The sequence below is a fragment of the Citrobacter sp. wls619 genome (genome assembly GCF_005281345.1).
Classification (GTDB): Bacteria; Pseudomonadota; Gammaproteobacteria; order Enterobacterales; family Enterobacteriaceae; genus Citrobacter.
This window is the reverse complement of the sequence record NZ_SZXJ01000035.1, coordinates 266,826-292,383: the sequence shown is the minus strand read 5'-3', so window position 1 is coordinate 292,383 and position 25,558 is coordinate 266,826. Positions and strand designations below refer to the sequence as shown.

General features: G+C 44.8%; 27 protein-coding genes, 1 tRNA gene and 1 pseudogene. 12 read left to right on the top strand and 17 right to left on the bottom strand.

The window, feature by feature from the left end:
• Positions 1 to 271 precede the first annotated feature (271 nt).
• Both FDX19_RS06965 and FDX19_RS06960 read right to left on the bottom strand, forming a co-directional pair.
• Positions 272 to 736, bottom strand: coding sequence for a hypothetical protein (locus FDX19_RS06965; protein WP_137382152.1), 465 nt, complete (start codon positions 734 to 736; stop codon positions 272 to 274).
• A complete protein-coding gene (locus FDX19_RS06960; RefSeq protein WP_137382151.1) occupies positions 720 to 1,508 on the bottom strand; it encodes a winged helix-turn-helix domain-containing protein in 789 nt (262 codons plus the stop codon). The genes FDX19_RS06965 and FDX19_RS06960 overlap by 17 nt, the downstream gene beginning before the upstream one ends.
• A gap of 575 nt (positions 1,509 to 2,083) precedes the next feature.
• Here FDX19_RS06960 and FDX19_RS06955 point away from each other — a divergent pair.
• Both FDX19_RS06955 and FDX19_RS06950 read left to right on the top strand, forming a co-directional pair.
• Entirely contained in the window at positions 2,084 to 2,701 is a 618-nt protein-coding gene (locus tag FDX19_RS06955; RefSeq protein ID WP_137382150.1) for a helix-turn-helix transcriptional regulator, read from the top strand.
• A gap of 74 nt (positions 2,702 to 2,775) precedes the next feature.
• Positions 2,776 to 5,544, top strand: a complete 2,769-nt coding sequence (locus FDX19_RS06950) for an autotransporter outer membrane beta-barrel domain-containing protein (RefSeq protein WP_137382149.1) — start codon at positions 2,776 to 2,778, stop codon at positions 5,542 to 5,544.
• 94 nt (positions 5,545 to 5,638) lie between these two features.
• Here FDX19_RS06950 and FDX19_RS06945 read toward each other — a convergent pair whose 3' ends face one another.
• The 6 genes from FDX19_RS06945 to FDX19_RS06920 all read right to left on the bottom strand — a co-directional run bounded on the left by FDX19_RS06945 (position 5,639) and on the right by FDX19_RS06920 (position 8,153).
• A complete protein-coding gene (locus FDX19_RS06945) occupies positions 5,639 to 5,971 on the bottom strand; it encodes a DUF1493 family protein (protein ID WP_137382148.1) in 333 nt (110 codons plus the stop codon).
• Complete coding sequence (locus FDX19_RS06940; RefSeq protein WP_137382147.1) at positions 5,965 to 6,408, bottom strand: STM2901 family protein; 444 nt, start codon at positions 6,406 to 6,408, stop codon at positions 5,965 to 5,967. The genes FDX19_RS06945 and FDX19_RS06940 overlap by 7 nt, the downstream gene beginning before the upstream one ends.
• A gap of 10 nt (positions 6,409 to 6,418) precedes the next feature.
• Complete coding sequence (locus FDX19_RS06935) at positions 6,419 to 6,904, bottom strand: type VI secretion system tube protein TssD (protein WP_079934361.1); 486 nt, start codon at positions 6,902 to 6,904, stop codon at positions 6,419 to 6,421.
• Positions 6,905 to 7,120: 216 nt separating this feature from the next.
• Entirely contained in the window at positions 7,121 to 7,423 is a 303-nt protein-coding gene (locus FDX19_RS06930; RefSeq protein WP_137382146.1) for a type II toxin-antitoxin system RelE/ParE family toxin, read from the bottom strand.
• Between the two features lie 3 nt (positions 7,424 to 7,426).
• Entirely contained in the window at positions 7,427 to 7,687 is a 261-nt protein-coding gene (locus FDX19_RS06925) for a type II toxin-antitoxin system Phd/YefM family antitoxin (protein ID WP_137382145.1), read from the bottom strand.
• Positions 7,688 to 7,862: 175 nt separating this feature from the next.
• On the bottom strand, positions 7,863 to 8,153 hold the full coding sequence (locus FDX19_RS06920; protein ID WP_137382144.1) for a SymE family type I addiction module toxin: 291 nt from the start codon (positions 8,151 to 8,153) through the stop codon (positions 7,863 to 7,865).
• A gap of 101 nt (positions 8,154 to 8,254) precedes the next feature.
• Here FDX19_RS06920 and FDX19_RS06915 point away from each other — a divergent pair, with 101 nt between their 5' ends.
• Positions 8,255 to 8,449 (top strand): toxin-antitoxin system HicB family antitoxin, encoded by a 195-nt coding sequence (locus FDX19_RS06915; RefSeq protein ID WP_137382143.1) that lies wholly within the window; start codon positions 8,255 to 8,257, stop codon positions 8,447 to 8,449.
• A gap of 8 nt (positions 8,450 to 8,457) precedes the next feature.
• Here FDX19_RS06915 and FDX19_RS06910 read toward each other — a convergent pair whose 3' ends face one another.
• The 3 genes from FDX19_RS06910 to FDX19_RS06900 all read right to left on the bottom strand — a co-directional run bounded on the left by FDX19_RS06910 (position 8,458) and on the right by FDX19_RS06900 (position 11,175).
• Positions 8,458 to 9,024 (bottom strand): DUF6680 family protein, encoded by a 567-nt coding sequence (locus tag FDX19_RS06910; RefSeq protein WP_137382142.1) that lies wholly within the window; start codon positions 9,022 to 9,024, stop codon positions 8,458 to 8,460.
• A 260-nt stretch (positions 9,025 to 9,284) separates the two neighbouring features.
• Complete coding sequence (locus FDX19_RS06905; protein WP_137382141.1) at positions 9,285 to 10,235, bottom strand: retron St85 family RNA-directed DNA polymerase; 951 nt, start codon at positions 10,233 to 10,235, stop codon at positions 9,285 to 9,287.
• On the bottom strand, positions 10,222 to 11,175 hold the full coding sequence (locus tag FDX19_RS06900; protein ID WP_137382140.1) for a retron St85 family effector protein: 954 nt from the start codon (positions 11,173 to 11,175) through the stop codon (positions 10,222 to 10,224). The genes FDX19_RS06905 and FDX19_RS06900 overlap by 14 nt, the downstream gene beginning before the upstream one ends.
• Positions 11,176 to 11,774: 599 nt before the next feature.
• Here FDX19_RS06900 and FDX19_RS06895 point away from each other — a divergent pair.
• The 5 genes from FDX19_RS06895 (at position 11,775) to FDX19_RS06875 (ending at position 17,377) form a co-directional block, all read left to right on the top strand.
• A complete protein-coding gene (locus FDX19_RS06895) occupies positions 11,775 to 13,244 on the top strand; it encodes an ATP-binding protein (protein WP_137382139.1) in 1,470 nt (489 codons plus the stop codon).
• Positions 13,245 to 14,174: 930 nt separating this feature from the next.
• Positions 14,175 to 15,053, top strand: a complete 879-nt coding sequence (locus FDX19_RS06890) for an integrase domain-containing protein (protein WP_137382138.1) — start codon at positions 14,175 to 14,177, stop codon at positions 15,051 to 15,053.
• 43 nt (positions 15,054 to 15,096) lie between these two features.
• Positions 15,097 to 15,348, top strand: a complete 252-nt coding sequence (locus FDX19_RS06885) for an AlpA family transcriptional regulator (protein ID WP_050765021.1) — start codon at positions 15,097 to 15,099, stop codon at positions 15,346 to 15,348.
• Positions 15,345 to 16,319 (top strand): primase-helicase zinc-binding domain-containing protein, encoded by a 975-nt coding sequence (locus tag FDX19_RS06880; RefSeq protein ID WP_137382137.1) that lies wholly within the window; start codon positions 15,345 to 15,347, stop codon positions 16,317 to 16,319. The genes FDX19_RS06885 and FDX19_RS06880 overlap by 4 nt, the downstream gene beginning before the upstream one ends.
• A gap of 11 nt (positions 16,320 to 16,330) precedes the next feature.
• Positions 16,331 to 17,377 carry a helicase RepA family protein gene (locus FDX19_RS06875; protein WP_137382136.1) on the top strand — a complete coding sequence of 349 codons (1,047 nt, stop codon included), beginning with the start codon at positions 16,331 to 16,333 and terminating at the stop codon, positions 17,375 to 17,377.
• Between the two features lie 238 nt (positions 17,378 to 17,615).
• Here FDX19_RS06875 and FDX19_RS06870 read toward each other — a convergent pair whose 3' ends face one another.
• Together FDX19_RS06870 and FDX19_RS25660 are read right to left on the bottom strand one after the other, a co-directional pair.
• Entirely contained in the window at positions 17,616 to 17,819 is a 204-nt protein-coding gene (locus FDX19_RS06870; RefSeq protein ID WP_137382135.1) for a hypothetical protein, read from the bottom strand.
• Between the two features lie 77 nt (positions 17,820 to 17,896).
• Positions 17,897 to 18,007: pseudogene (locus tag FDX19_RS25660) on the bottom strand (ash family protein); the annotation flags it as partial.
• 225 nt (positions 18,008 to 18,232) lie between these two features.
• On the opposite strand from FDX19_RS25660, the gene FDX19_RS06860 reads away from it, so the two are divergent.
• Positions 18,233 to 18,706: a hypothetical protein gene (locus FDX19_RS06860; protein ID WP_137382133.1), complete on the top strand. Its 474-nt coding sequence runs from the start codon at positions 18,233 to 18,235 to the stop codon at positions 18,704 to 18,706.
• Positions 18,707 to 18,769: 63 nt separating this feature from the next.
• Here FDX19_RS06860 and FDX19_RS06855 read toward each other — a convergent pair whose 3' ends face one another.
• On the bottom strand, positions 18,770 to 20,308 hold the full coding sequence (locus FDX19_RS06855; protein WP_137382132.1) for an RNA-directed DNA polymerase: 1,539 nt from the start codon (positions 20,306 to 20,308) through the stop codon (positions 18,770 to 18,772).
• 453 nt (positions 20,309 to 20,761) lie between these two features.
• A complete protein-coding gene (locus FDX19_RS06850) occupies positions 20,762 to 21,628 on the bottom strand; it encodes a WYL domain-containing protein (protein WP_032256884.1) in 867 nt (288 codons plus the stop codon).
• 105 nt (positions 21,629 to 21,733) lie between these two features.
• Between FDX19_RS06850 and FDX19_RS25070 the strand changes: the two genes are divergently transcribed.
• Positions 21,734 to 21,904: a hypothetical protein gene (locus FDX19_RS25070; protein WP_170938784.1), complete on the top strand. Its 171-nt coding sequence runs from the start codon at positions 21,734 to 21,736 to the stop codon at positions 21,902 to 21,904.
• Positions 21,905 to 22,067: 163 nt separating this feature from the next.
• Positions 22,068 to 22,205 (top strand): hypothetical protein, encoded by a 138-nt coding sequence (locus FDX19_RS25065; RefSeq protein WP_170938785.1) that lies wholly within the window; start codon positions 22,068 to 22,070, stop codon positions 22,203 to 22,205.
• A 234-nt stretch (positions 22,206 to 22,439) separates the two neighbouring features.
• On the opposite strand, the gene FDX19_RS06845 is transcribed toward FDX19_RS25065, so the two are convergent.
• Positions 22,440 to 23,621, bottom strand: coding sequence for an integrase arm-type DNA-binding domain-containing protein (locus tag FDX19_RS06845; protein ID WP_137382131.1), 1,182 nt, complete (start codon positions 23,619 to 23,621; stop codon positions 22,440 to 22,442).
• Between the two features lie 160 nt (positions 23,622 to 23,781).
• A tRNA-Sec gene (locus tag FDX19_RS06840) sits at positions 23,782 to 23,876 on the bottom strand.
• A gap of 290 nt (positions 23,877 to 24,166) precedes the next feature.
• Between FDX19_RS06840 and FDX19_RS06835 the strand changes: the two genes are divergently transcribed.
• A complete protein-coding gene (locus FDX19_RS06835; protein WP_137382130.1) occupies positions 24,167 to 25,549 on the top strand; it encodes a glycoside-pentoside-hexuronide family transporter in 1,383 nt (460 codons plus the stop codon).
• Positions 25,550 to 25,558 lie beyond the last annotated feature (9 nt).

Below are 25,558 nucleotides of genomic sequence, written 5' to 3'. Positions count from 1 at the left end.
TGGTCAGACATTGCTCGCCGGAGAGATAAACGTCCCTGCCCACGTTTTCTCCAAATATCCATTGGTCTGTTGAAGTCTTCGGGACGAAATAACGCGTCCATTTCGCTTAATTATTACGCAATGAATATCAAGGTATTCAGGAGGTTTCCTGATTCGGGGGAAAGAATAGCAATGGGTTATTGGTGTATTCAGTGACACATGTCTCGTAAGTCAATGATGACAAATATGCATCTCCACGGAAGAACGGTATTTTTTGTATCTGAATCTGATGTTACTTTTTACGGCAGTACAGTGAGGGAACACTTGAACTCGCAAAAATCCATGCGCCTTTATACTCCTCCATCACCAGGCTCAGACTCCGTCCGGTCTGGCGATAAAACCCTGGCAGAGTCGTGTTGATATCGGCCTCATCTGCTGTGTCAGCAAAGGTTTTTACGACCTGCATCGCCTGCAATAATCGCGCATCGTGCTGCCGGGTATAGCTAAAATAAATGTTTCTGCTGATATCCGTGGTGTTATGCCCATATAACTTTCCGGTGATGGTCGCCAGCCCTTCATCATTGCGCATGCGAAACGATACTGTGCCGGTAAAACGCTTGTTGCCAATATTCCATTCAACGTTTCCCACACAATTCAGTGGCTGGTCTGCATACCGCGAGTGCCATAACCAGGCACCTGAACCGAACATCACGACCAGCACGGCTACGAGCAGGGTCTGATTACGTGTTTTTTTCATTTCTCGTCTCGCGCATCCAGTAATAATGGGTGGTACAAAATGCGCGAGCATCAACCCGCGCATCTTTATCGCATACAAATGCCACTACTCTTTCTGCTTTACGGTAACCGGTAAGAAACACATGTTTGTTTTTTTCACAGAGCTCGGGATGTAACTGCATCAGGCTGAAATAGCCCTCGTGATCTTGCTCATTCGGTGAATAATAAATCTTGCAGCTCTGACGCGATGGAATCTGCATAGAGATGGACACAAAATTGTTAAACGGCATGGTCGGGCGCGTCTGATACCACACCAGCCAGATAATCAGGATGACGATAACCGCGCTGGCGGTAAATAAAAGGTTCCCCCACGCGAGCTGCGTTGTCTGTGCCGGGGGGAGTATTACCTCAGAAGCGTCATTTCCTGGAATACTGGCTGACAAAGAAACATCACCAGGAGAAAGCGTAATTGTCTCTACCTGCGTATTTTCATTCAATGTAAGTCCGCGGCGGGAAATAGTTTTCACCGTATCTCGGGGCAGCCCGACATCCGCCAGTGCATTACGCAGCGTCAGAATAGCCTGGTAGAGAGTATTGGTCGTCGTGACATTATTTCTCTCTCCCCAGCCTACTTTTATCAGCGTGTTCTGAGAAACAATGTCACTCGCGTGAGTAATTAAATAGAGAAAACACAGTGAGGCAGGAAGTTGCAGTTGAATTGATCGCCCGGTCTGCCGGTTGACCAGGCTTTTGTTATCAGGATTGAATTCGACCAACTGATTGATAAGGTACAATTACCCGACCCTCTGTAACGTAACGCACCACGGAGTGCTGTAGTGCACCTTTTAATACTACATGCAAATTGATAGCGCGCCTCTATCTTTGTACATGTTCGAAGATAAGAAATTTTTGTTTTCCTGAAAATGTCTTTAAATACAATAAGTTATCCTTGTTATTTCTTAGGTGAGAATTAGCTAAGGTGAAATAATAAGAATTCATTACAGTTTTATCTGAATGACAATTATATTTATCCTCAGCATCACAAGGGTGATTGAGTTATCAGAATTGTGTTATTAATAAGTATCGTTCATTAAGGTTGTGTTTTAGCAAATAGTGCTATATTCAGATTTATCCTATAGCCCGGGTTTATGCATAAAAATCCTAATGAACTGGCGAATAATCCGATATAAAACGTCGGGATACTACGCTGCATCATGTTATTTATAGCCAATGTTAATTTACTCCCCAGGAGTTTATAACATTTCTAATGACTCTCTGTTATTAACTGACATGGAACTCACAATGTGTTGGATTGACACATTTATTTACCAATGAAATATTTAGGGAAAAATAGCAGGGGTCATCGTTGATGAAGATAAAACCGCTACAGAGTGTTCGTTGCATAAGCTGTGAATTATCCTGTCAATTATTTCCGGATGCTGCGGTACGAGCACAGTACTGTCACCGTGCCGCTTTTGCAATCTGGCCAGAGGGAAATCGTTTTCTGAAAACAGGAATTATCGAAAAACTCCTGCTTAATAATCAGAACTATTTATCTCATGGGTTTATTTTTATTGACTTTTCATTCCCAAATTTACGCCTGTTTGCCGATCCGCACTGGGTGGATCGCCTGACGCAAAGTGGTATGCATATCGTTCTGATATCTGACAGGATCCTGACGCCGCTAGCCAATTACTGGCTTGCAAAAAGTAATAAAATACAAGGTATTATTTATTCTGACGATGATGAGGATATCCAACATCAGAAAATCCGCCGACTGTTTACTGGCCATCTCGCCAATAGCAAACGCGGACGCTCATTAAACTACACGGAAATGATATTACTGAAGCGATTTGTTTCAGGAATTAGTATTCAGCAAATAACCAAGATAGACAATATAGATATTAAAAGAATATATGTATATAAACTTCGGCTTGAAGATAAGCTGGGTCTAAGTATTCATAAAATTCTCTCTAATATTTTATAAATCTATTTTCATTTTATTATTTTCACATCATGGCGATGTGACGGACGCTCTACGCCCAAAAGCAGGAGGCTATTATGCCAAACCCCAGGAATTACTCACGTATTGCTATATCGGTATCAGCCGCGTTGGCCTCAATGATATTTTCAACCCATGCCGCCTGGGTTGACGTTGATAGTCTTCCTTCCAGCGGGCTGGTGAGCAGTCTGCCCCCGGAATTGCAGGCTATAATCCCAGCTCAGGCAAATGCGAATTTCGCAAAAACCAGCGCCATGCCAAATTATGTTTACCAATGGAGTGCGGGCACTATTCCCGTTTATGGTAATGGATTAACGATTAATGGACCGGGTGCTGAAGCTTTTGAGCACTCTGTTACCGTTATTCAGAACAGCCCCACGGGTAGTCCGGGCGTTATTTTCGGTGACGACCTGACGATTCGCACGCAGTCGAAGAATGCCGCCAATAATGGTAAAGAAGTTGACGGTATCCGCACACACGGGGCCAATACGCCGGATAACCCGGTCTTTATCATCACCGGGGATCGTACCAGCATTTATGTCGACGGTCAGGATGGTGACGGTATTAACGCCGGTTACAACTCCTATAGCCAGGGGTGGAAAGGCTCGGCCAGCATTTACGTCGGCGACGATCTGTATATTCAAACCACCGGTTCCCAGGGCCGTGGTATCACAGCAAACGCGATGAAAGACGCCACGCAGGCCAAAAATACTATTGTCGTCGGCGACCGGGCACACATTGTGACGACAGGTGACAGTTCAGAAGGTCTTCGCACCGGGCAGAGCGGTTCCTCGATCCTGCTTGGCAATGACGCGACCATTGAGACGTCGGGTGCTTCCTCCACGGGGATTTATGCTGCCTCATCATCGAAAACGGAACTGGGTAACAACGCGACGATTACGGTCAACGGCGTCAGCGCACATGCGGTATATTCCACCAACGCGACCGTGAATCTTGGCGAAAATGCAACAATCAACGTCAACAGTTCGGCGAAAGCGGCATCATACAGCAAAGCCCCGCGCGGCCTGTATGCAGCTTCACGCGGTGCGATAAACCTCGCAGGCGGTGCCGCCATTACCATGGCGGGCAATCACAGCAATGAAAGCTATGCCATCAGCACCGAAACGGGTGGCATTGTGGATGGTTCTGCTGGCGGGCGCTTCCTCATCAACGGCGATCTTCACGCCGCCAGTGCGACTGCCGCAACGAGCAGCCTGCCACAGCAAAATAGCACCATTACGCTCAATATGACCGATAACTCGCTGTGGGAAGGCGCGTCATATATCACCAGCGCTACTGCCGGGACGGGCGTTATCTCGCTTAAAATGAGCGATGCAACCTGGAACATGACCAACAGCTCAACGCTGACTGACCTGACGCTGAACGGTGGAGCAGTCGTGAACTTTGGCCATGCTGACGGTGAACCGTGGCAGACGCTTACCATCAATGAAGATTTCACCGGGAACGGCGGCAAACTGGTTTTCAATACCGTCCTGAATGACGATACCTCCGAAACCGACAAGCTGAAAGTGCTCGGCAACACCGCGGGTAATGCGTTTGTGGCGGTAAATAACATTGGCGGGGCCGGGGCGCAGACCATTGAAGGTATTGAGATTATCGAAGTGGCTGGTAATTCTGACGGTACTTTTGAGAAAGCGGGCCGTATTGTTGCCGGGGCGTACGACTATAACGTGGTGCAGAAGGGTAACAACTGGTATCTGACCAGTTTTATTCAGCCGGAAGACCCGGACCCCGTCGATCCGCATGACCCTGATCCGGTTAGTCCAGACCCGGTCGATCCTGTGGACCCGATTATTCCTGAACCGGAAGAACCCGATGTGCCTCCGGTTACCGAGCAGCAGTACCGCCCGGAAGCGGGTAGCTATCTGGCGAACAACTATGCTGCTAACACGCTGTTTATGACCCGACTGCACGACCGTCTGGGTGAAACACAGTACACCGACATGCTGACTGGCGAGAAAAAAGTCACCAGTTTGTGGCTGCGTAACGTTGGGGCGCATACCCGTTTCAAAGAGAGTAGCGGGCAACTAAACACCCAAAGCAACAGCTATGTGATGCAGTTAGGCGGCGATCTGGCGCAGTGGAGTAGTGATGGTCTTGATCGCTGGCACATTGGCGCGATGGCCGGTTATGCCAACAGCCAGAGCCGCACGCAGTCCAGCCTGACCGGCTACTATTCGCGTGGTCAGATTACTGGCTACAGTGTGGGGCTGTACGGTACCTGGTATGCCAATGAGGCTGACAAGTCAGGTACCTATGTGGATACCTGGGCGCTGTACAACTGGTTTGATAACAAAGTGATGGGCCAGGAGCAGGCGACGGAGAAATATAAATCCAGCGGAATAACCGCTTCGGTCGAAGCCGGTTATAGCTTCAAGCTGGGTGAAAGTGAGCGCAACAGCTACTGGCTGCAACCAAAAGCGCAGGTGGTGTGGATGGACGTGCAGGCCGACAACCACCGCGAAGCGAACGGTACCCGCGTGAAGGACAACACTGATGGCAACCTGATGACCCGTCTGGGTGTGAAGGCTTATATCAACGGTCATAACGCCATCGATGACGGTAAATCTCGCGAGTTTCAGCCGTTCGTGGAAGCCAACTGGATCCACAACACGCAGACGACCAGCGTGAAGATGGACGATGTGAGCAACGACATGCGCGGCACCAAAAATATCGGCGAGCTGAAAGTCGGCGTTGAAGGTCAAATCACTCCGCGCCTCAATGTGTGGAGCAACGTGGCTCAACAGGTTGGTGACAAAGGCTACAGCGATACCCGCGGTATGTTGGGCGTGAAATATAACTTCTGATGTAATGCAGTAATGTAAAAGCCGCTGATTAACCGATCGGCGGCTTTATTTTTTGGAAGCGGTAGGTCGGATAAATGGCATCCATCAATAAGCCTCAGTCATAAAGCCATTTACCTGCTTTTGCAGACTCTGCCAGCATGCGGAGTGTTAATGGCTGTGGCTCATCGTCATCTCTGCTACAGGTAAAAATTGCATAAAGTATGAATGTCTCAATAGGCCAATATTTATAGAAATCGAAATTGGCGCAATCAACATTGAAAGCTGCAAAGTAGGCATCCATGATGTCTGCGCCCGTTTCACTGGCCCACACATAATCTCCCGTTGAAAGACTGGTATCGAGGGTGACTGGCCAACGCTTTTTAAAGAATAAGCTGGGTTTATTAAATGTTTCATCGTACCAGGCGATGACATCATTATCACTTACCATAGCTTATCTTTACCTATGGCTATAGTGTTGTATTTAATTGTGGCTTTGTATGAAATCGCAGTCACGTCATAAGCCATTATGACAATTCCCAATATTGGAATCCATCTTCCAACAAAAGCGCCCAGATTTGTTACATATGCAAATTTTAATCGTCTTATACTTCCTGTAGTTAGGGGGGGTAAACGTCTGGTTTCTATATTTAACCAGTGTCGTAGCTGAGAGCTCAGTGGTGATGTGCCTGCTGTTGCCCCTATCGGCTTACCTCTGGTTGCGATCGTAGGTTGACCAAGTAAAATTAGACCCAAGGTCATGTAATCATTTACGCCAAATTGTTCACTTGTTTCATCCAGGAAAATCCAGAAAAGAAGTTCTCCTGCTGAAAGATTAGCAAACCCTCTGTAAAAATATGTACCGTTAAGCTCTTCGATAGTGTCCATATGATTTCACTTATTCGGTTATGCGTTCATTCCAGGCATCCGAATATTGGATGTTACCATCGAGATAATGCCAAGTAATTTTATCGTAACGCAGCTGTACTTGTTCTCTATGACCAACATTGATGACAGTTTTAGTGTCATGCATCATCGGTGTTACGGATACAACTTTAACCCCTTCGAGGAGCATGTTGTAGTACTCTGCTTCCTGACCTGCATTATTGATCTCGTACCACCTAAATTCTGCCGATTGCAAGCTTTGCCCTGTGGCAACGGCTTTAAAAAGATAAGGTGAAGCGCTATCGAATTCCTTCTCAAAAATCAGTGCGCCGTGCACACGTGTGCCAGTAAGCTTTCCTGTATTGCCATCCGTTGGGATGTAAAGGTTATGGCTAAACGATGTCACCTCGATTGAGTGTTCGCGATTGGTTACATCAACAGATCCCTTTATAAGTAAGCCACCATCGTCTTTGAGCCAGAGATAAGCAGGAATTGCCATTTTAATAATCCATTTTGTTGAGAAAATAATATATGAGGGTTTTTACGATTGGTTTGCAATAGTGAAGGTATTAATAATAGAGAAAAATAAATAAATTATTCCACGGCTCAATTTAAAATATCTATATATAAGTAGGGTGATTGGTTATGGAGGATTAATTCATTTTGAAAGTAGGCCAGAGAAGCGCAAGTGCCATCCGGCAAATAAGGTGGCGGGCTACAAATGTTGTCCCAGATGTTTTTTTGGTACTCGTCTTTGGTGTAAGACTGCCAGTACAACAATATTTGTGTCTTGTGTACTGTAGTAAATCATATGGCTAACATAAGGAAAGCTGTAAATATCTTCACCAAAATCATCAATTCGATGATGACCCATGCCTGGCATTTCAGCTAACTGGGAGAGAACGACCTGTAATTTTCTAAGATAATCCCTGGACTGTTTAGCGCCCCAATTTCTTGATGTGTAATCACGGATTTCAATAATATCGTGCTGTGCTTCTCCAGTAAGTTTGTAACTCACTTTTTATCCTTTGTATTGATCCATCAACTCATCAAAAAAAGCATCACCATCAACAGTATTGCCCAAATGAATATCGTTTTGAGCACGCTGAATTTTAGCCTTCAGTAACTGGTGCTTCATGGCTTCCATTTGTTCATAGTCCTCAATGGAAACGACGACTGCAACAGGTTTACCGTTACGGTTAATTTGCACAGGTTCTCGCTGCGCTTTAAGTAGCATATCGCCAAACTGGGTTTTGGCTTCATTTGCCGTAAGAGTATGCATATTGTCACCATTTCGCATGAATCGTTCGATTCGTTCATTATAGTCGATATCTTTCTGGGGGTCACTATGAGGAGGAGGGTCAGACAGAGGGTATTGTGAAAGTAGGCCGGATAAGCGTAAGCGCCATCCGGCACCAAGTGAACCTGTGAGTACCGCTTGCAGGTTCAGCCGCACTTCACTGGAGAGTCGCCAGCGTGCTCTCGATTCTGTTCAGCTTCTGACTGGCCTCTTTCAGTTCATCCTGCAACCGTTGTTCCTGCTCGCCATAGACCATCAGGACGATACAACCGTTCATCACTTTTACGGTAATCTGTTGGCCGGTATCAAACCCCGCTTCGCGTAGCCACTTGCCGGAAAGAATAATTTTGGGTGTGGATTTGTCGAAAACATTCGGGCGATATCCCACAATTACCGAACGTTCGGTTCCGGATTGGTCGGTGTCTGGGGTAGAATGCGAATCAGCCATAATCAACTCCTTGATAGTTGGTGAGGTTAGTTCTCGTCGGGTACTGCGAATACCAGGCGAGGGCGTTTATAAGTCAGGTCGCCAGATACAAAGGTACGTACATGTCAACAGCTAAACGCGACCCAAATCAGTCTAAATCTGGGAAAGCACCAACTTTCCAGATTCGTATCACACCCGAGTTAAAGGCGCAGTTTGAGGCTGCGGCAAAAGCAGAAGGGATGAGTTTGGGGAATTGGCTCAAAACCTTGGGGAGAAAGGAACTTAAGAGGTTAGGTATTGAGCCTCAAGATAAGTAGTGACTCGATTAACTGTCCTGTCTTGCTGGAATATTTATAATTTCCATTTTTAAAGCATCTTCTCCTGAAAATATTGCAGCTAAACCTTTTCTTATTTTTATCTGATCGCTCTCGATTGCTCCATGGGCAACCGGAGAATATGTGGCTGTTTGTAATTGGACTCGCTCAAAATCATAGCCAATATCTTTTGCAATATCTGATAATAAATCCAGAAACAAATTATTACTTGTTTGATTCCATATAGCGCCCTGGGCATTATCGTTACCAGGGTATGAAGTATTCAAGTGTGCAAAATAAAGCTTCCATGAAGATAATACTCTACCCTCAGAATCGCTCCTCTTTGTCTTTCCTTTTTTTAATTTACCATAAAATGCTAAGTCTATCATATTTAGCGCGTGAACATGCTCATTGGATAATCTGGCATTCTGAGAGCGTGTCGCCATGAGTTGTTTGAATATGTCAATTTTCAATGATTTTTTTTGTGAATGTTTTTCAATGAATTTCTGAGTTTGAACCGCTAATAATGGACTAATTACAGTAGCTGTAATGGCTATAATAGTAAGCGCTGTGCTCATATAAGATTACTCATAGTAAATAGATGTATTTAGAATTTTGAGCTGAGAATCATATAGGAATTCGTGAATGGAGAAGATATGGCAAATGGCGGAAGATCACAGGAGTCAATTTCTGAGTGTAATGTACTGAATTTATAGGGTTTATTTAATAAGTCGGAATCAATATATACATATTTCTATACATAATCAGTTTTCCATTTTTTGAGAATGTAACAACCTTTCGTTTCCCCCATATAATCTAAGATTAATTGGTGGGGTTCTTAATTTGTTTTGTTATGGTAATTCTCAAGGAATTTAATTTCTTTGAAAAATCGTCTATTTAGTTTGGTATAAAAATGTGGGTCAATACTTTTTGTATATGAAATATAGCCAGAAAGTTTATTGTAATCGTCTTTTTTTAAGTTACCTTTAGATAACAGAGATAGTAATAGGCGAACGTTATCTTTAGTCTTTTTATGTAATGTGATATGAAAATCATCACATACTTTCAGACCAGTAACAATTATACTTCCACCTGAAGCACTACATATTTTAATTTTTTTAGGATTTATTTTAAAATCTGGCTTTATGTTTCGTAATGTACTTTTCACTGAGTTGATTATTTGCTTACTTGCTCCTTTTTTATTAGTTGAAATGATAATATCATCTGCATAACGCGTATAAGTTGCGTTTAATCTATCAATAGAGTTAAGGTTTTTTGTTAACTTTTCATCAAATTCTCTAGCAACAAAATTTGCAATAAATGGAGATGTAGGGAACCCAATTGGTAAAGTTAGGTCAGAAATAAAGCATACCCCTTTTATTAAAGGCAGAAGTTCAGAATCTAATTTCTCTGGATAATCAATGTGATCCCGATATTTCTTAAAGGCATATTCGAAATCATCATAATGAATCGAGGGGAAAAAATCTTTAAGATCAATTTTCACATAATATTTGTTACGCTCTGAAGCATGACGTAGAGCGTTTTTTTTAATTGAACGGTTTTTTATGAAAGCATAAGCAGCTTCATGTATAGGTAAATTAATTAGTACACTATTTATTAGCCAGTACTGTATTAATTTCACCTTTGATGCAGGATGATATATTGTGCGAACACCGCCATTTTTCTTGGGGATATCCCATTTTTTTGGTGGCTCGGGTGAACGCATTACCTCACTAGTAAAGCCTGATCTCATCAATGTTTCAAAATCAATAATGCTATATATTTCCATTAATTCTCATCCTTTCAGGTCTGTTCTTAAGGAAGAATATTTTAAACATTGATGATATATTATCTATGTCAAAGTCATATTTAAAATAATATTCACCATATAGAGAGTAATATAGGTTTTCTTTACAGGCTATTATATTTATAGCCATCAGTATCCCTAAATGTTTCAGTAGGTCTTTCTTGTAATGGCTATCCGGTCCAAATAAGTTTGAAATTATTTCTATTAGTTCATTCTGTAATAATGGGCCACATGCAAAAATTATATCATGAATGAATCGTACGGAATCTTTGTTAAAATTTCGTGAGGGATCTAAATCTTCTTTTTTTAACGTACGAGCAATTGACCTATTATTTTTCGAAAGAATATCATAAAGAGCTGGAAAGATTTCTCCAATTCCGTCTGAGCGCTCTATACTTTCACCATCTTCAGCCATTTTATAATGCAAAAAATATCCAGATTGTATAGATTGTTGAGTGACAGCCTTAATGGGGCCCATATTAATGAATGATTTCTCATTAATATATTTGGTATTATTTACTACGATTAATTTTTTTCGCAAATGCTTACTATATGCAAAGGCACCTAGTTCAGTAAAAGAAGAATAACTTTCAAGTACAATAATGATGTGATCAGCGAGTTTAGAAAGGTCAGCCTCTATATCTAATAAATTATCAGAAGATGACTCTTCTTCGTCCTTACTTAGTTCTTTAAAAACTAATTCCGCAAGAAAAAAGTGGCAGTTCTTTAAATATTTATCAGAAAAATTTATTAATTCTAAACGCCTAGCGGAAGGTCCACCACTTTCCTTATTGGCTCCACAAAGAAATATGAATTTTTTTACATCCCCAGGGCACTTCACTTTGTTTTTATCAAAGTAAAATGAAAATAAATTGGTAGCTCTATGCACTTCTGTACCAATTTTTTTTAGCTGGGTTAACATTGAAAGGTCCTTATCCATCTTAATATTTGAGGATGAAGAAAAAACCAAACCTACTTGAGCACGTCGTTCAGTTCGCTGATCGGTGGCCCCCAGCCGCCGCTCAGCGAACTGAACGACGGGCATTGCTAAAATACTAGGCGGAACCATGACTCATGGCCCGATGGGCTATTAACCCATAAATTGCTAGGTCTGGCTTTATAACGCTCTCACATTTAGCAAGATGATTCAAGAAGAAGTTCATGAGGTTAACGCACGTTTTGCTGTTTATGCAGTAATGCACCAACAGGACGTAGATAAATTCTTTTTCCGTTTATATATTTACTATGTTTTCTTTGTTTTTTTATTTAAAATCATATTCTTATGTGTTATTGGATGATGGCGGTCAATGTAAGGTCTACAGTTCTTATACGAACTACCTCTGGCCGCAATATCAACGGACCCCTTGAATGTCAGGCTATGCCAGCAGTGGGGCTAGGACGTTCATTGAGATTACTTTTCACTGGCTGTCCTCAGAATCAGGCGATGTGATGCGGAACATTGCCATGGGCAGTCTAAAGCCATATCCTTGTAACTTGGTATAACTATTATCCGGTGCTTAAATGTCTGTTTCTAAAGAGGAAGTCGGTTTGCGTTCTTTGCTGAAAGAGCTGGTTTCATTGCCGAAAGAGACTGAGTGGGCAGAATTTAAGCATAATGCGATAAAACCAGAAGAACTCGGAGAGTATATCTCGGCACTGGCAAATTCGGCTGCTTTGCTTGGAAAACCAACAGCCTATATGGTGTGGGGTGTTGATGATGAGACTCATTCTATAATCGGTACGGATTTCACCCCCTCTCTCGCTAAGCACAAACAGCAGGAGCTGGAAAGCTGGCTGTTGCAGGGCCTGGAACCAAAGATTGATTTTACATTTCATGAATTTTCGTCACCTGAGAACGATGCTGTTGTCATTCTGGAGATAAATGCAAATTGCCATACTCCTGTGCGTTTTTCGGGAACAGAATTTATTCGTATTGGCTCTTATAAAAAACCACTGGGTAAACATCCAGAAAAAGAGCGTGCCCTCTGGCGTGTCTTTGATCGGAAACCCTGGGAATACCGCGTAGCACGGGACAAGTGCTCTATTGATGAGGTGTTGCAGTTAATCGACTACCCATCGTTCTTCTCGCTCTTATCTCAACCGTTACCAGAAAACAAAGATTCGATAATGGATTACCTTGCAAAGGATTTTGTTGTTGAGAGAAATGATGCGGGGTCCTGGGATATTACCAATCTTGGTGCAATACTTTTTGCACGAGAATTAGATGCCTTTAAAAATTTGTCCCGCAAAGCCATTCGTTTAATCCAGTACGATGCAAATAATCGTTTTAAAACGGTAAAGGAATTACAAGGCCATAAAGGTTATGCCGTCGGTTTTGAAGGCTTGATTGATTATATTAATAACCTTTTGCCATCAAATGAGGTGATTGGGAAGGCTTTTCGCAGCGAAGTAAGAATGTATCCGGAGCTGTCTATACGAGAAGTGGTTGCCAACTCGCTGATTCACCAGGATTTCAACATTGGCGGGACGGGGCCAATGCTTGAGTTGTTCGCCGATCGCATGGAAATTTCGAATCCTGGCATACCCTTAGTGGCGATTGATCGCCTTCTTGATTCTCCCCCGCGTAGCCGTAATGAAAGAATAGCCTCTCTCATGCGCAGGATGGGGATCTGTGAAGAGCGGGGAAGTGGCATCGATAAGGTTGTTATTGAAACTGAGATTTATCAGCTACCAGCCCCTCAGTTTGAAGTTTATCAGGAGCATACGAAAGTCACTTTGTTTGCTCATCGCGATTTTAAGGATATGGATAATGAGGAAAAAGTCAGAGCGACTTACCTTCATTGTGTATTGAAGTACCTTGAAAAGGTTCCGATGAACAACACCACGCTGCGGGAAAGATTTGGTGTTGATGAAAAAAACAGCGCAATGATTAGCCGTATCATCAAGGAAGCAATGAAAGAAGGTCGTATCAAACAATACGATTCATCAGTAGGAACCAAGGCAATGCGCTACATCCCATTCTGGGCGTAGTTGGGGATTTGCTTGATGGTTGCTTGATTTTGGCCCCTGGTTGTAAGCGTGATTTATATTTTCATTATTGAAAACAAAAAGATAGAATCTTTGCCGTTCTGAAATTTGCTTGATGGTTGCTTGATCCGAAGGTCTTTTCATCCTTCTCCAGCCGTCGATTTCTTATTTTGGTGATATCCAGGCATCAACAAACATTCCTGCCGATTATGGAAATGGTGTCATAATCATACCTCTGTTATTCACTGATTTTATTAATAAATAAATTCTTCAAATCCCAAATACAGTTTCCTACATCTTTTTCTTTTCTCCTGATCTAGCCTGTTCGCAACACATAGCAGCGATGCTGCGCCCGAAAGCTTCCCGTTCCAGGATGAGCGGTGATCTGAAAGAAGCGCTGATGGCGATCAATCCCGCAGGTCAATACGGAAGTAGCGTGGTCTGAAACTGACTGTCTGTCTTTGATACAGGCGACCACATCCTTTTATCGTTGAGCTGTTGCAGGCACAACGACCAGACAGAGGGCAGGCAGGAAATCAGGACGGCATTGCCGAAGGCTTTGCGTCCAGATTCCTGCCGGAGAGGTAAAACGCGGCGTCACTTTAATACGCGTAAGCGGGTGAAAGTGACGCCAGTGCGCAACACCGCTTCAGCCCAATACCTGTCTGCAAAATCACTGCAACAATCCGACTGACACCTAAAGCGGCTGTCAGAATTTCAACCCAAAAACAGAGGAGAAAACCGCTTTACCGAACCGATACCGGAGGACAGGCAATCGTGCCTGTGGGGATTTACCTGCTCTGGCAGGCGGCTGCATTCGTGCATCACCGTACCCCGTCATACCTCATCCGCGCATCTTCCGGCGCACCGGTATCTTTCGACACAGCACGCTGTGACCAGACCGCGCGCCGGAGGACTGAGTGGAGAAATGCTATGCCGAGACTTACGCAACGCATGGAAAAACTCGCCCTGCTGGCTGGCGGCAGTTTTAAAACCATCCATGACCGCATCCGCATTGCCGGACGTTTAAGCCAGCATCTGCACAGGCTGAATATCCAGATTAAGGATCTCCAGCATCTTAAATCATCGCATATCGAGAGTTATATCCAAGCGCGGCTGGATTCAGGTATTACGTCGCGCACGCTTCAGAACGAAATGGCGGCGCTGCGCACCATCCTTGCGCAGGCCGGGCGTGAAAAATTCGCGCATTCAGAACGTATTAGCAACAAAGCGCTTGGCCTGGGTAACGCCAGCCGGGCCGGAACTCACCGGGCGCTGACGCCGGATCGCTGGCAGGCTGCACTGGCTGATTTTCGCGGCAGGGATGAAGGTCTGGCGGTTACTCTGGAGCTGGCCCGCGCGATGGGGCTGCGCTCACAGGAAGCGGTACAGTGCTGTCAGTCACTGAAAAGTTGGGCTGCTGCGCTTGATCGTGGTGACGAACGGCTACAGGTGGTGTTTGGCACCAAAGGCTCACGCCCCCGGAAGACACTGGCGCTGGAGCCAGAGCGCTTACGGGAGATCCTGAGCCGGGCCATACCGCTGGCAGAGCAGCGCCACGGACGTCTTATAGATAAACCAGACCTGCGCAGCGCCATGAATTACTGGCGCTCAAGCGCCTCCCGTGCCGGGTTAACCGGGCCATATGCCCCTCACAGCCTACGCTATGCCTGGGCGCAGGAGGCGATGACAGCCTACCGGAAGCAGGGACTCAGCATGAAAGAAGCCAGGGCGATGGTCGCCATGGATCTCGGCCATGGTGATGGCCGTGGCCGCTATATCCAGCGGGTATATGGAGAACAGACAGAATGAAGCGTTAAGACAAAATCGTGTCATCAGCCTTATCCGGAGAAACATGATGAATAACAGCCAACGGTTTTTACGTTTACACCAGGTGAAAGAAAAAACTGGCTTTAAAAAATCCTGGATTTATCAGCAGATGCGCCTGAAGAAATTTCCGGCTGCCATTCGTATCGGCTCAACCCATGTCGCCTGGCTGGAAAGCGACATTGAAGAATGGATCAAACAGCAGGTCAGTAATAGCAGCCTGCCTGAAAAGAGTCGTGCGGCTGTCCATGACAGGAAAAAATACAGGAGGGCAAAATGAGCCGTTACGTTTCGGATATTACCGCCAGTGCCCGCCATCAGTGGCCGATGATATATGAGCAACTGGGTATCGTTGTGCCACCTGCCCATCGTCACGGCCCCTGTCCCTGTTGCGGGGGAAAGGATCGCTTCAGGATGGATGACCTGGACGGGCGCGGGACATGGTTCTGTAACCAGTGTGGCGCAGGTGACGGACTGGATCTGGTCGCCCGGGTCTTCGGTTGTAACCTGATCCGGGCGGCACGCAAAATATGGGAGCTGAGTCCGGAACCTCTGGTTCCGCCAGCCAGGGAAAAATGGCAGGCCGGAAACATGGATGCCCGGGTAAAAGCCCTGCTGCGTCACTGCCAGCCTGGCGAAGCGCCATACCTGGCAAAACGTGGCTGGCAGCGCCGCCAGTGGCTTCTGACAGAACACAGCAGCCGGACTATCGGCGGGTTTCACTTTGGTGCCGGAACGCTGGTACTGCCGCTCAGAGATACTGGCATGCGGCTAACGGGGGCCCAGTTCATTCATCCGGGAGGGAAAAAATACCTGCTGCCCGGTAGCCTGCTGAAAGCATGTTTTTGCCCGGTTCACCAGGCGACCGATAACGGTTTTCCCGAGCCCTGGAAGCCGGACCTCACACCGCCGGAAGGTCTCATCATTACGGAAGGGTATGCCACGGCACTGGCTGTCTCCTGTCTTCACCCTTTCCCTGTTGTCGCGGCAATGTCAGCAAATAACCTGAAAAATGTTGCGGTGGCCTGCCGGGCACAGTGGCCGGGTTGTTGCTTTATCCTGGCTGGCGATAATGATTTCCGTAGCCAGAATAATACCGGGCTATTGAATGCGCAGGCTGCGGCCATTGCCGTAAATGGCAGGCTGGCGATGCCTCCCGGTAATGAAATGAGCGACTGGGATGAATTTTACCGACACCACGGTAAAGCTGCTTCGTGTAATGCTTTCGCCCGGGAACTCTTCAATAATTAAAGGCTATAGTGATGTCCGAACTCACCCACGCACTAACCACCTCCCTTCCGCTGCGCAGAGGCTCGGAAGGGTTTAACATCAGTCAGGACTATCTGGTGAAAGGACTGATCCCCGCCGGGGCGCTGTGCAGCATTTATGGCCCAGGTGGCTCGTTTAAGTCCTTTCTGGCTGTTTCACTGGCATGTCATGTTGCCAGCGGAAAACCATGGAGTGGCAGACGTGTCAGTCAGGGCGCAGTGCTGTTTATTGCCGGAGAAGGAGGAACCGGCGTGTCACGCCGTATCCGCGCCTGGGAACTTTGCGTAAATGATGAGATGGCGCTCGATAATCTGTTTCGTGTTGACTGCCCGGTATTTCCGGCCACCCCCGGGAGCGTTCAGCAAGTCATCCTCGCGGCGCAGGATATTTTGCAACTGACAGGGATGCCGGTCAGGCTGATTATCCTGGATACACTGGCCCGTTGTTTTGGCAGTTCAGACGAGAATACCGCGCGGGATATGGGGGCGTTTATTCAGGGCTGCGATGCTATTCGTTACCATACGCATTCCACCATGCTGATTGTTCATCATTCCGGCAAGGATCAGGACCGTGGTGCTCGTGGCTCCAGTGCCTTTCAGGCGGCACTAGACGCGGAGTTCAATGTTCGTCGTGAAGGTCGCCGCAACGCCATCACCCTGAGCTGTACCAAAATGAAAGACGCAGAAATGCCGGAAGTTACCGCCTACGACCTTAGTGAAGCGGAAATCTGTATTGATGATGATGGTGAGCCAGTGACATCTCTGGTGCTGAATGATGTGCCCCGGCAACCGGACGACAATGACAGTCCCGCCACATCCGGTGTGCCCTATATGACGCATAACCATGCCGCTCTCTGGAAATGTATAAATCAGCGTATCAGTCGGAACCAGTCCTGTACGCGGGCACTGCTGCGCGACGACCTGCGTGCCAGAGGTATGAACGTGGATAAGAAATTTTCCCGCTGGCTTGAAAAGCTGCTGCGAGAACAATTGATTGTTCTCGATGGTGAAGAGATCCGACTGGCTGATGTGGGGGAATAATGGGGGGATACCTGAACAGTGGGGGAAATATGCCGGAAAGTCACGTTGTCCCCCACTATTTTCGTATTTAGCCGTGAAAGGTGGGGGATTTCATGTAACCATATGCCGCAGCAGGTTTTTTTCTTTCGTTTTACAGAAAGTGGGGGAGCCAGCCAGGGAAAAGAAAGTGGGGGATCAAACGGGGGAAGTCGGGATGAAATATAACAGCATCTTCCCTGATGCTGTAAGAGGTAAATTGCTATTGAGGTAATTTTTCGTCCCTGAGTCGCCGGACTTCATCCTCTTCAAAAATATCGCGTAGCTGCTGTAACTGTTCAGCCAGAACGAGCAATAGTACATAGTTCGGACCGATATCATCAGGATTATCAACCATCACATGCACTAGCACTCGCGAGCGATCGACCAGCTCTCGGGCTGAGGGTTGTTCTATCGTAATTTTCATAGATACCTCCGGCGGAGGCGACGGGTGACAGTAGGACAGGAAACATACGCAGCGCTCCGCTTCGTGATAAGCAGGTTAACGCCACCACCGGAGACGCCAGGCTCACTGGTGGTGACCCAGACAGGGTTGGCGTACCGGTTATCACGACCCGGCGCTTCTTTCGAAGCCCCTGCCTGAGCCACCATTGAAGGGGCGAGCGCAGGCCGCGCCAGTAGCACTGCAAACATCGCTACCGACACTCGTGATAATTCGGAACGCCAATTCCGGTTGCGGTTTTGCCGCAACACTCGCACTATAAAGAAAACTCAATCTAAAAACTACAGGTAATGATAGCTAATTACCTATATGACAGATTAAGAGCCAATAATTATAGGTTTTTGATAATGTGTTACAACTTTTCTCATCTGGAGATTATGATGGAAGAAATAATAGAAAGTGAAATTACTAGTACTGAGATAGACAATCTTGCGTTTAATTTTTTTAAACTATTTGCACAATACGAATATTTTTTAAAGAAACAAGGTTTTTTCCAATCTATCAGAGGAAAGATTATTGTTGATTGGGACTGTTATGCCAATAAGATAGTAGGGAAAAATTTTATGGATTTATTAGGTGAAGATAAAATATCTGCTGAGTATATTTTAAGGGAACCTCCTAAATCGCAAGTGGTTGAAAATGAAATGATAGTGTGGAAAAGTGTCAATAATGAAGAGGTTAATGTTCAGGCATTATTTGGTCATATAGGACGAGTAAGGAATAATTTATTTCATGGAGGTAAATTTAATGGAACTTGGTTCGACCCTAAAAGAAGTGCATTATTGCTCAAACACAGTTTAATTGTGCTTGAACGCTTTAGAGATATGGGAATGATTGAAATAGATAATTAGAGTCTGTAATTTTTTTATCAGTTATCACAACAGCCATGAGCACATAGCTGTTGTGATATGGGGTTAAATGCTTTTAGACCATCTAGATAATACTACTTCAAAGGGGCGTTTTGCGGAAATTCGTTGGAGGAAATATTTTTTCTCATCTTTAGCAAGCCCTGAAACTGCATATATCATTGCTCTTTGTTGCCACGGATCCATAGAGGGGAAATGTTCTTTTAATTCTCTAACCCAATCATAAGCTTCATTTATTTTTGCTGCCAAAATAATCTCTCGCCTAATAAATGGATCTGATTTTTGGTAGAGTTCATGTAATTTTGAAAAATGATTGATGTGCTTATTCTTACTGAAGATGCTAAGGATTAATAATCTAAAATATTCGTTTGATTGCACCTCTGGTATTTTATACAGTTTTAATAGTTTTGTACCAATCTTCTTCCATTCGTTTGGTGCTATCGTTTGTATTGATCCTAAATAAAAACATATATTAGCAAAGCATGGCTCAAGTTTCTCTAGATTTTCCAAAGATACATTGATAGCGCCAGGGTGCCCGATCTGAGCAATTCGACGATAAAACCAACGTAATCTGATGTAATCTACTGGTATAGCATCAATATATTCATTGATTATTTTTTCTATGGCAATGTTTGAAATTAAAGACCAATCATCAGTAGAAATTTCTGAGTATGAGATAGTTTTATATGGATTCCCACCAGAATATTTTTTAATTATACTTAGTAAACTTGCCTCATGATTATTTATCGGCCTATCTTCAATCATTTCTCTACAGATCGGAAAAAAATCAACTGGGGTTAATATTTTTGTTTTATGTCTCTGTAATGTTAATCGTTGTTGGCGATCTAATATGGTTGCTAAATTAGATAAGGCAACCTTTGCTTTCTTTTCTGATTTACAGAAAATCAATATATCATCTGCATATCTAATAAATTGATAACCTGCACTCTTTAAGCTATTATCAACGGGTATTAATGTAGCTTCAGCTATAAGGTGTATTGGATGCGGACCTACAGGAACGCCTCTAGAAACTCCGGCAGTTGTTGACTCTAAGAGTGATATCAACCACTTGATCGCTTGATTTGGCCAATTCGCAGAAATTAATTGGTTTTCGACTGTGTGATGATATATTTGATTATAAAAATCGGCTATGTCGCAATATAAAATATGAGTTGAACCTCTTGCTAACTTTTCAGCTTTTATCCAAAAATCATTCCAGCCAGTCTTGTTGCTGTACAAGCCATCATTAATGTTAGGATTAAATCTATAACTAAATACCACATTATCTGATAATCTTAACTTTTCAATATCTTTTCCATATTCATAAACTAATGCAGAAAGAATTATTGAGTCTTGCGGGTCTAATTGAGTCGCTTGCCTATATGATACCTCATCTTTTGGTACGATGAATCGCCTGCAGCTACCTGGTGGAAATTCATTAAGATTATGGTCGACAATCATCGATGTAAAGTCATCCTTGTTATTCACAATAGATTCAATTTCTATACTCTTAGGAAAAAGATCTCCATCAGAATGATGATTGACAAAATCAATAGCCCATTCAAGAGAGGTTTTATTCACTGTCATTGGCATTTTCACCACTGTTAATTTATTCTATGAGATAACATGATAATACTCATGCCAAATTCAATATACAGATACATTTGTTTTTTTTTCGTTTTGTGAGTATCCTCTCTATAGGCTACAGATATTGGTGACATTTCATCATTATTTTACTTAAATTGTATTAATATTATGTAGTTAAGGCTGTGCTATGTTGCTTCTAAGATGATGCAAAAGGTGGTATAGGGATAGTAGCGTTCACACACCAGAAGCTTCTGGGCTCATTGGTAGCGAATATTCGGGAGGATTACTGTCTTGGTGGCTACTACTAGGTGTATATTTTAATGCTCCATATAGGCCATAAATTTAATTTATTAGAAAGATTTTTATTAACTCAGCATGAATTTTAAGAATTCTATATGATCTTACGGGGCGGCACAGATTATATTCATATAATCTGTGCTTCGCATTTGATTACTAGCTTCTTCCGGGGAAAAAACCATTAACGCTATCTAAAACATTATTGTTTCTAAGATGAATTTGGTAAATTTTATCTTTTAAACTGGCATCTTTAGAGCAATCAACATTCCACCTTTGCAACCAATATTGAGCCAGCGCTGCTCTTACCGATACTTTCCTTACACCATTAGTCATCTGAAAATCATCCTCAATAGTTTTTTTGTTACGTATTTTCCCAACCATTGGATGAACTGTAAGTTCAAGTTGAATAATTCTATTCCACATTTCATCATTATTTTTAGAAGCATGATCAGGGAGTAGTTTTCCTTGCGATGTTTTACTAATCCTATTTATAGCTAGATCAATGAATTTTTCTTTTTCGAAATCGAAACACCTAACGTATGTTTTTATACCGCTATCAAACATTGTATGCGGCGCAATCTCTTTAGTTGAAGTTCCATTTTCTACGGATTGATAATTGATAAAAAGACTTTCTTTGTTAAGTATCGCTCTCGATAGTGCTGCTAATACCTCAATGTTTGGGTTATGTAGTCTAGGGATGGTTTCGATACCCGTCGTTTCATACCCCATTGCTTGCGATGTTTCAGGACTTCTTAAACGAGATAATGCTGTCTCGACACGTAATGGGTATGTAGTCTCGAACGTATCAAGGTTAATCTCATATCTCTTTACGCTGTGGTTTAAACGTAAGTTATGGTCCGCTAGATCTCTATAACGACGAATATCTCTAGTGGCTGCGGCCTCTTGGATGCCGAATTTTTCAGTCAGCTCACTTCGTGAGAGCCATCCTTTGAACATCAAAAGCCACTCTATATACCAAAGCCTATCAATAACATTCTGATTTCTAATGTGTTTTTTGTTCATGCTATATACCCTTAGTTTTTATGCTGTTCAATGCTTGATCTGATACTCAAGATCTGTAATCATAATGATGAGTTTAGCATAAAGAGACAATAAAGGAGATGTTTAATGGCAACAAATAAACCATATGGTGACAATCATCGCATTGGGGCCGTAAAGAATCGCTCGCAGTTTCAGACTCCCTCTGGATTATGGGCAAAAAGGGACGCCGAAACGGGACGCATTATGGATATCAAACAGGATGGAACGCCATTTAAAGGGGTTAGGAAAGAAAAATAGCCTAATGGGCTTCTCAGCCCATTAGTACAAATCGAGAAATGAGTGGCACTTAACTCTCACCTTAAGTGCTTATGACAAGCAGCAAGCCACAAGATTTGTTGGTGACAACAGTACAGCTTTTTACTGGAAAATCAACTCACTTGTGGTCTAAAGGATAATGATAATGAGTAAAGTTGATGATGAACAAGAGTTTATCTTCAGGCCCTACATTACTGTGAAGGGAAGAAGAATTACTCGACCAAACGGGGGGATGTTCAAGATCCCAGTAAAAGACAAAAAGCCTGAGTTACGCGGCGGGTAAGAAATTGTTTAACGAAATAGTTACGGTTTGTCCTCGTTGTCATAAAGAAGCACAAGGTGTTCTGTCGATTGAATATGCTTTTGGCTTCCGTATGTTACGAGGGCAGAAGAAACCTCAGTCTCACTGTCGTGCATGCAGGATTGAAGAGTTGCGTTTGTCACGTCAACTGGCAGCTTAAATGTCACACATTAATCGCCCATGCTATATTATGGGCGATTATTTTTTTAAAGATGGTCAGTTAGTTGCAATTATGCCATCAAGGAAATCCGCATACCATTGCATCATTTCTCGCCGCTTCTCCAGATACTGCGCATGATTATACGTTCCGCGAATCGCATTCTTATCAATATGTGCGAGCTGTGTTTCAATCCATGCGCTATCAAAGTCATGTTCATGCAAGATTGTAGACATGGTATGCCGGAAACCATACCCTGTAGCGCGTCCCTTATAACCCAGTAGCTCGATAACCTGATTTACGCTTTCCTTGCTGATTGGCTTCTTACGGCTATTGCGGCCAATAAAGATGTACGGGAAATTTTTGGTGATCGGTTCCAGTTGTTTGAGGAGTTCAATCACCTGATGTGAGAGAGGTACAAGGTGAGGACGACGCATTTTCATTCGCTCTGGTGGGATCTCCCAGAGGGCATTCTCAAAATCAATTTCATCCCATGTCGCGAAACGCATCTCTTGGGTTCTGACACCTGTAAGCATGACCAGTTTTGCTGCGTTTCTGGTAATAAGGCTCCCGGTGTACCCTTCCAAATCGCGGATAAAATAAGGCATCTCGTTCGAGGGCAGCCAGGCATAGTTTTGTTTTTTCGGTGTAGCCAGTGCCATTGCAAGATCCGGGGCTGGATTGTATTTGGCACGACCTGTGATGATGGCATAACGAAAAACTTCACCACAGCGCTGGCGTACTTTCCGCGTTTTCTCCAGTGCGCCACGTTGCTCGATGCGCTTGAGAACCTGTAGCAATTCTTGCGGCGTAATGTCCCCCATAGGGCGCTGGCCGATAAAAGGAAACACGTCCTGTTCGAAGGTTTTGATGATTTCATCACGGTAGCCCAGAGTCCAGCGATCGGCTTTGCTACGATGCCACTCCCTACTGACTACCTCAAAAGTCATGGCTTTAGCCTGCTCTCGCAGCGCTTTTTGTGTACGACGTTCGGCCATTGGATCTACACCAGATATGACAAGTTTGCGCGATTTGTCGCGCATTTCTCTGGCTTCGGAGAGGGAGACTAGTGGATAAGAGCCGAAGGACATCAAGCGGGCTTTGTTATCAAAACGATAGCGAAAGCGCCAACCCTTGCTCCCGTTGGGTTCAATCAGCAGCGCCAGGCCCAAACCATCGCTTAGCGAATATGCTTTTTCTTTTGGCTGAGCCCGCTTTATCTCAAGATTTGTGAGTGCCATATGTATAGCCCTGTGTTAGCCACGAAATCCTATACAGATTACTATACATTTTTTGAGCGGATTTCAGAAACCGACTATGGTCACATATGGACGATAATTATTTTAACTTGTTGTTTTTGTAATTATAAATGGACGGGTATGGACTGCTATGGAAGGATTTTGGCGGAAGATCACAGGAGTCGAACCTGCCCGGGACCGCTGGCGGCCCCAACTGGATTTGAAGTCCAGCCACCTCACCGGAGATGACGATCTTCCGCGCCTCGATTGCTACATGGAGGCGGGGCGCATTATAGCTACTTCCTACGGTTTCCACACCCCCTCACTCACTTTTTTAACTTCCCTTTCTCCTTACCATGACCAGTTTCAAATAAATCTCTACAAAATCCATCGCTTACACTTCGACACATTTTTCGACGCTACCCCGATCACAGAAAACAAGAATCGTAATTTGATAACGAGATATCGGAATACCCGCGCTCACAGGGATGGTTTACAAGAACTGTAACCGGTATCAGTGCGTGTGAAAGTGCTAACAAGGATGCGTAATGAAAAGTGAGATTTTGTCCGTTAAAGAGAAGATTGGCTACGGCATGGGTGATGCCGCCAGCCACATTATCTTCGATAACGTTATGTTATATATGATGTTCTTCTATACCGATATTTTTGGTATTCCGGCCGGATTTGTCGGCACCATGTTCTTACTGGCCCGCGCGCTGGATGCTATCTCAGACCCTTGCATGGGACTGCTCGCCGACCGCACCCGTTCACGCTGGGGGAAATTCCGCCCGTGGGTGCTGTTTGGCGCGCTGCCGTTTGGTCTGGTTTGTGTGCTCGCCTACAGCACGCCGGATCTCAGCCTGCACGGCAAAATGATTTATGCCGCAATCACCTACACGCTGCTGACCCTGCTTTATACCGTGGTGAACATTCCCTATTGTGCGCTGGGCGGCGTGATCACTAATGACCCCACGCAGCGCATCTCCCTACAGTCATGGCGCTTCGTGCTGGCGACGGCGGGCGGCATGCTCTCCACCGTGCTGATGATGCCGCTGGTTAATCTGATTGGCGGTGAAGATAAAGCGCTGGGCTTCCAGGGCGGGATTGCCGTGCTCTCGGTCGTGGCGTTCCTGATGCTGGCGTTTTGCTTCTTCACCACCAAAGAACGTGTGAAAGCGCCGCCGGGCAGCACTTCAATGCGTGAAGACCTGCGTGATATCTGGCAAAACGACCAATGGCGCATCGTCGGCCTGCTGACCATTCTCAACATTCTTGCCGTCTGCGTTCGCGGCGGGGCGATGATGTATTACGTCACCTGGATTCTGGGCAAGCCGGAAGTGTTTGTCGCCTTCCTCACCACCTATTGCGTCGGCAACCTGATCGGCTCTGCGCTGGCAAAACCGCTGACTGACTGGCAATGCAAAGTCAGCGTCTTCTGGTGGACGAACGCCCTGCTGGCGGTCGTCAGTCTGGCAATGTTCTTCGTGCCGATGCACGCCAACCTCACCATGTTCGCTTTCATCTTCGTGATTGGCGTACTGCATCAGCTCGTGACGCCCATCCAGTGGGTAATGATGTCCGACACCGTTGATTACGGCGAGTGGTGCAACGGAAAACGTCTGACGGGGATCAGCTTTGCGGGCACGCTGTTCGTGCTCAAGCTGGGTCTGGCGCTCGGTGGGGCGATGATCGGCTGGATGCTGGCGGGCGGCGGCTACGATGCCGCAGCGAAAACCCAAAACAGCGCCACCATTAGCATCATTATCGCATTGTTCACGATTGTCCCGGCCATTTGTTACCTGCTGAGTGCCGTGATTGCCAAACGTTTCTACACCCTGAAAACGCCGTATCTGACGGAAATTATGAGTCAGTTGGCTCAGGGCGCGCGCCGCAATCAACAGGATTTTACGACGAAAGAATTACAGAACTAAGGAACCAAC

Bases quoted from the DNA above. Each gene is read 5' to 3' on its own strand.
- FDX19_RS06965 (WP_137382152.1), bottom strand. From the start codon at position 736: ATGAAAAAAACACGTAATCAGACCCTGCTCGTAGCCGTGCTGGTCGTG.
- FDX19_RS06955 (WP_137382150.1), top strand. From the start codon at position 2,084: ATGAAGATAAAACCGCTACAGAGTGTTCGTTGCATAAGCTGTGAATTA.
- FDX19_RS06950 (WP_137382149.1), top strand. From the start codon at position 2,776: ATGCCAAACCCCAGGAATTACTCACGTATTGCTATATCGGTATCAGCC.
- FDX19_RS06945 (WP_137382148.1), bottom strand. From the start codon at position 5,971: ATGGTAAGTGATAATGATGTCATCGCCTGGTACGATGAAACATTTAAT.
- FDX19_RS06940 (WP_137382147.1), bottom strand. From the start codon at position 6,408: ATGGACACTATCGAAGAGCTTAACGGTACATATTTTTACAGAGGGTTT.
- FDX19_RS06935 (WP_079934361.1), bottom strand. From the start codon at position 6,904: ATGGCAATTCCTGCTTATCTCTGGCTCAAAGACGATGGTGGCTTACTT.
- FDX19_RS06925 (WP_137382145.1), bottom strand. From the start codon at position 7,687: ATGCATACTCTTACGGCAAATGAAGCCAAAACCCAGTTTGGCGATATG.
- FDX19_RS06920 (WP_137382144.1), bottom strand. From the start codon at position 8,153: ATGGCTGATTCGCATTCTACCCCAGACACCGACCAATCCGGAACCGAA.
- FDX19_RS06915 (WP_137382143.1), top strand. From the start codon at position 8,255: ATGTCAACAGCTAAACGCGACCCAAATCAGTCTAAATCTGGGAAAGCA.
- FDX19_RS06910 (WP_137382142.1), bottom strand. From the start codon at position 9,024: ATGAGCACAGCGCTTACTATTATAGCCATTACAGCTACTGTAATTAGT.
- FDX19_RS06905 (WP_137382141.1), bottom strand. From the start codon at position 10,235: ATGGAAATATATAGCATTATTGATTTTGAAACATTGATGAGATCAGGC.
- FDX19_RS06900 (WP_137382140.1), bottom strand. From the start codon at position 11,175: ATGTTAACCCAGCTAAAAAAAATTGGTACAGAAGTGCATAGAGCTACC.
- FDX19_RS06895 (WP_137382139.1), top strand. From the start codon at position 11,775: ATGTCTGTTTCTAAAGAGGAAGTCGGTTTGCGTTCTTTGCTGAAAGAG.
- FDX19_RS06890 (WP_137382138.1), top strand. From the start codon at position 14,175: ATGCCGAGACTTACGCAACGCATGGAAAAACTCGCCCTGCTGGCTGGC.
- FDX19_RS06885 (WP_050765021.1), top strand. From the start codon at position 15,097: ATGATGAATAACAGCCAACGGTTTTTACGTTTACACCAGGTGAAAGAA.
- FDX19_RS06880 (WP_137382137.1), top strand. From the start codon at position 15,345: ATGAGCCGTTACGTTTCGGATATTACCGCCAGTGCCCGCCATCAGTGG.
- FDX19_RS06875 (WP_137382136.1), top strand. From the start codon at position 16,331: ATGTCCGAACTCACCCACGCACTAACCACCTCCCTTCCGCTGCGCAGA.
- FDX19_RS06870 (WP_137382135.1), bottom strand. From the start codon at position 17,819: ATGAAAATTACGATAGAACAACCCTCAGCCCGAGAGCTGGTCGATCGC.
- FDX19_RS06860 (WP_137382133.1), top strand. From the start codon at position 18,233: ATGATGGAAGAAATAATAGAAAGTGAAATTACTAGTACTGAGATAGAC.
- FDX19_RS06855 (WP_137382132.1), bottom strand. From the start codon at position 20,308: ATGACAGTGAATAAAACCTCTCTTGAATGGGCTATTGATTTTGTCAAT.
- FDX19_RS06850 (WP_032256884.1), bottom strand. From the start codon at position 21,628: ATGAACAAAAAACACATTAGAAATCAGAATGTTATTGATAGGCTTTGG.
- FDX19_RS25070 (WP_170938784.1), top strand. From the start codon at position 21,734: ATGGCAACAAATAAACCATATGGTGACAATCATCGCATTGGGGCCGTA.
- FDX19_RS25065 (WP_170938785.1), top strand. From the start codon at position 22,068: ATGAGTAAAGTTGATGATGAACAAGAGTTTATCTTCAGGCCCTACATT.
- FDX19_RS06845 (WP_137382131.1), bottom strand. From the start codon at position 23,621: ATGGCACTCACAAATCTTGAGATAAAGCGGGCTCAGCCAAAAGAAAAA.
- FDX19_RS06835 (WP_137382130.1), top strand. From the start codon at position 24,167: ATGAAAAGTGAGATTTTGTCCGTTAAAGAGAAGATTGGCTACGGCATG.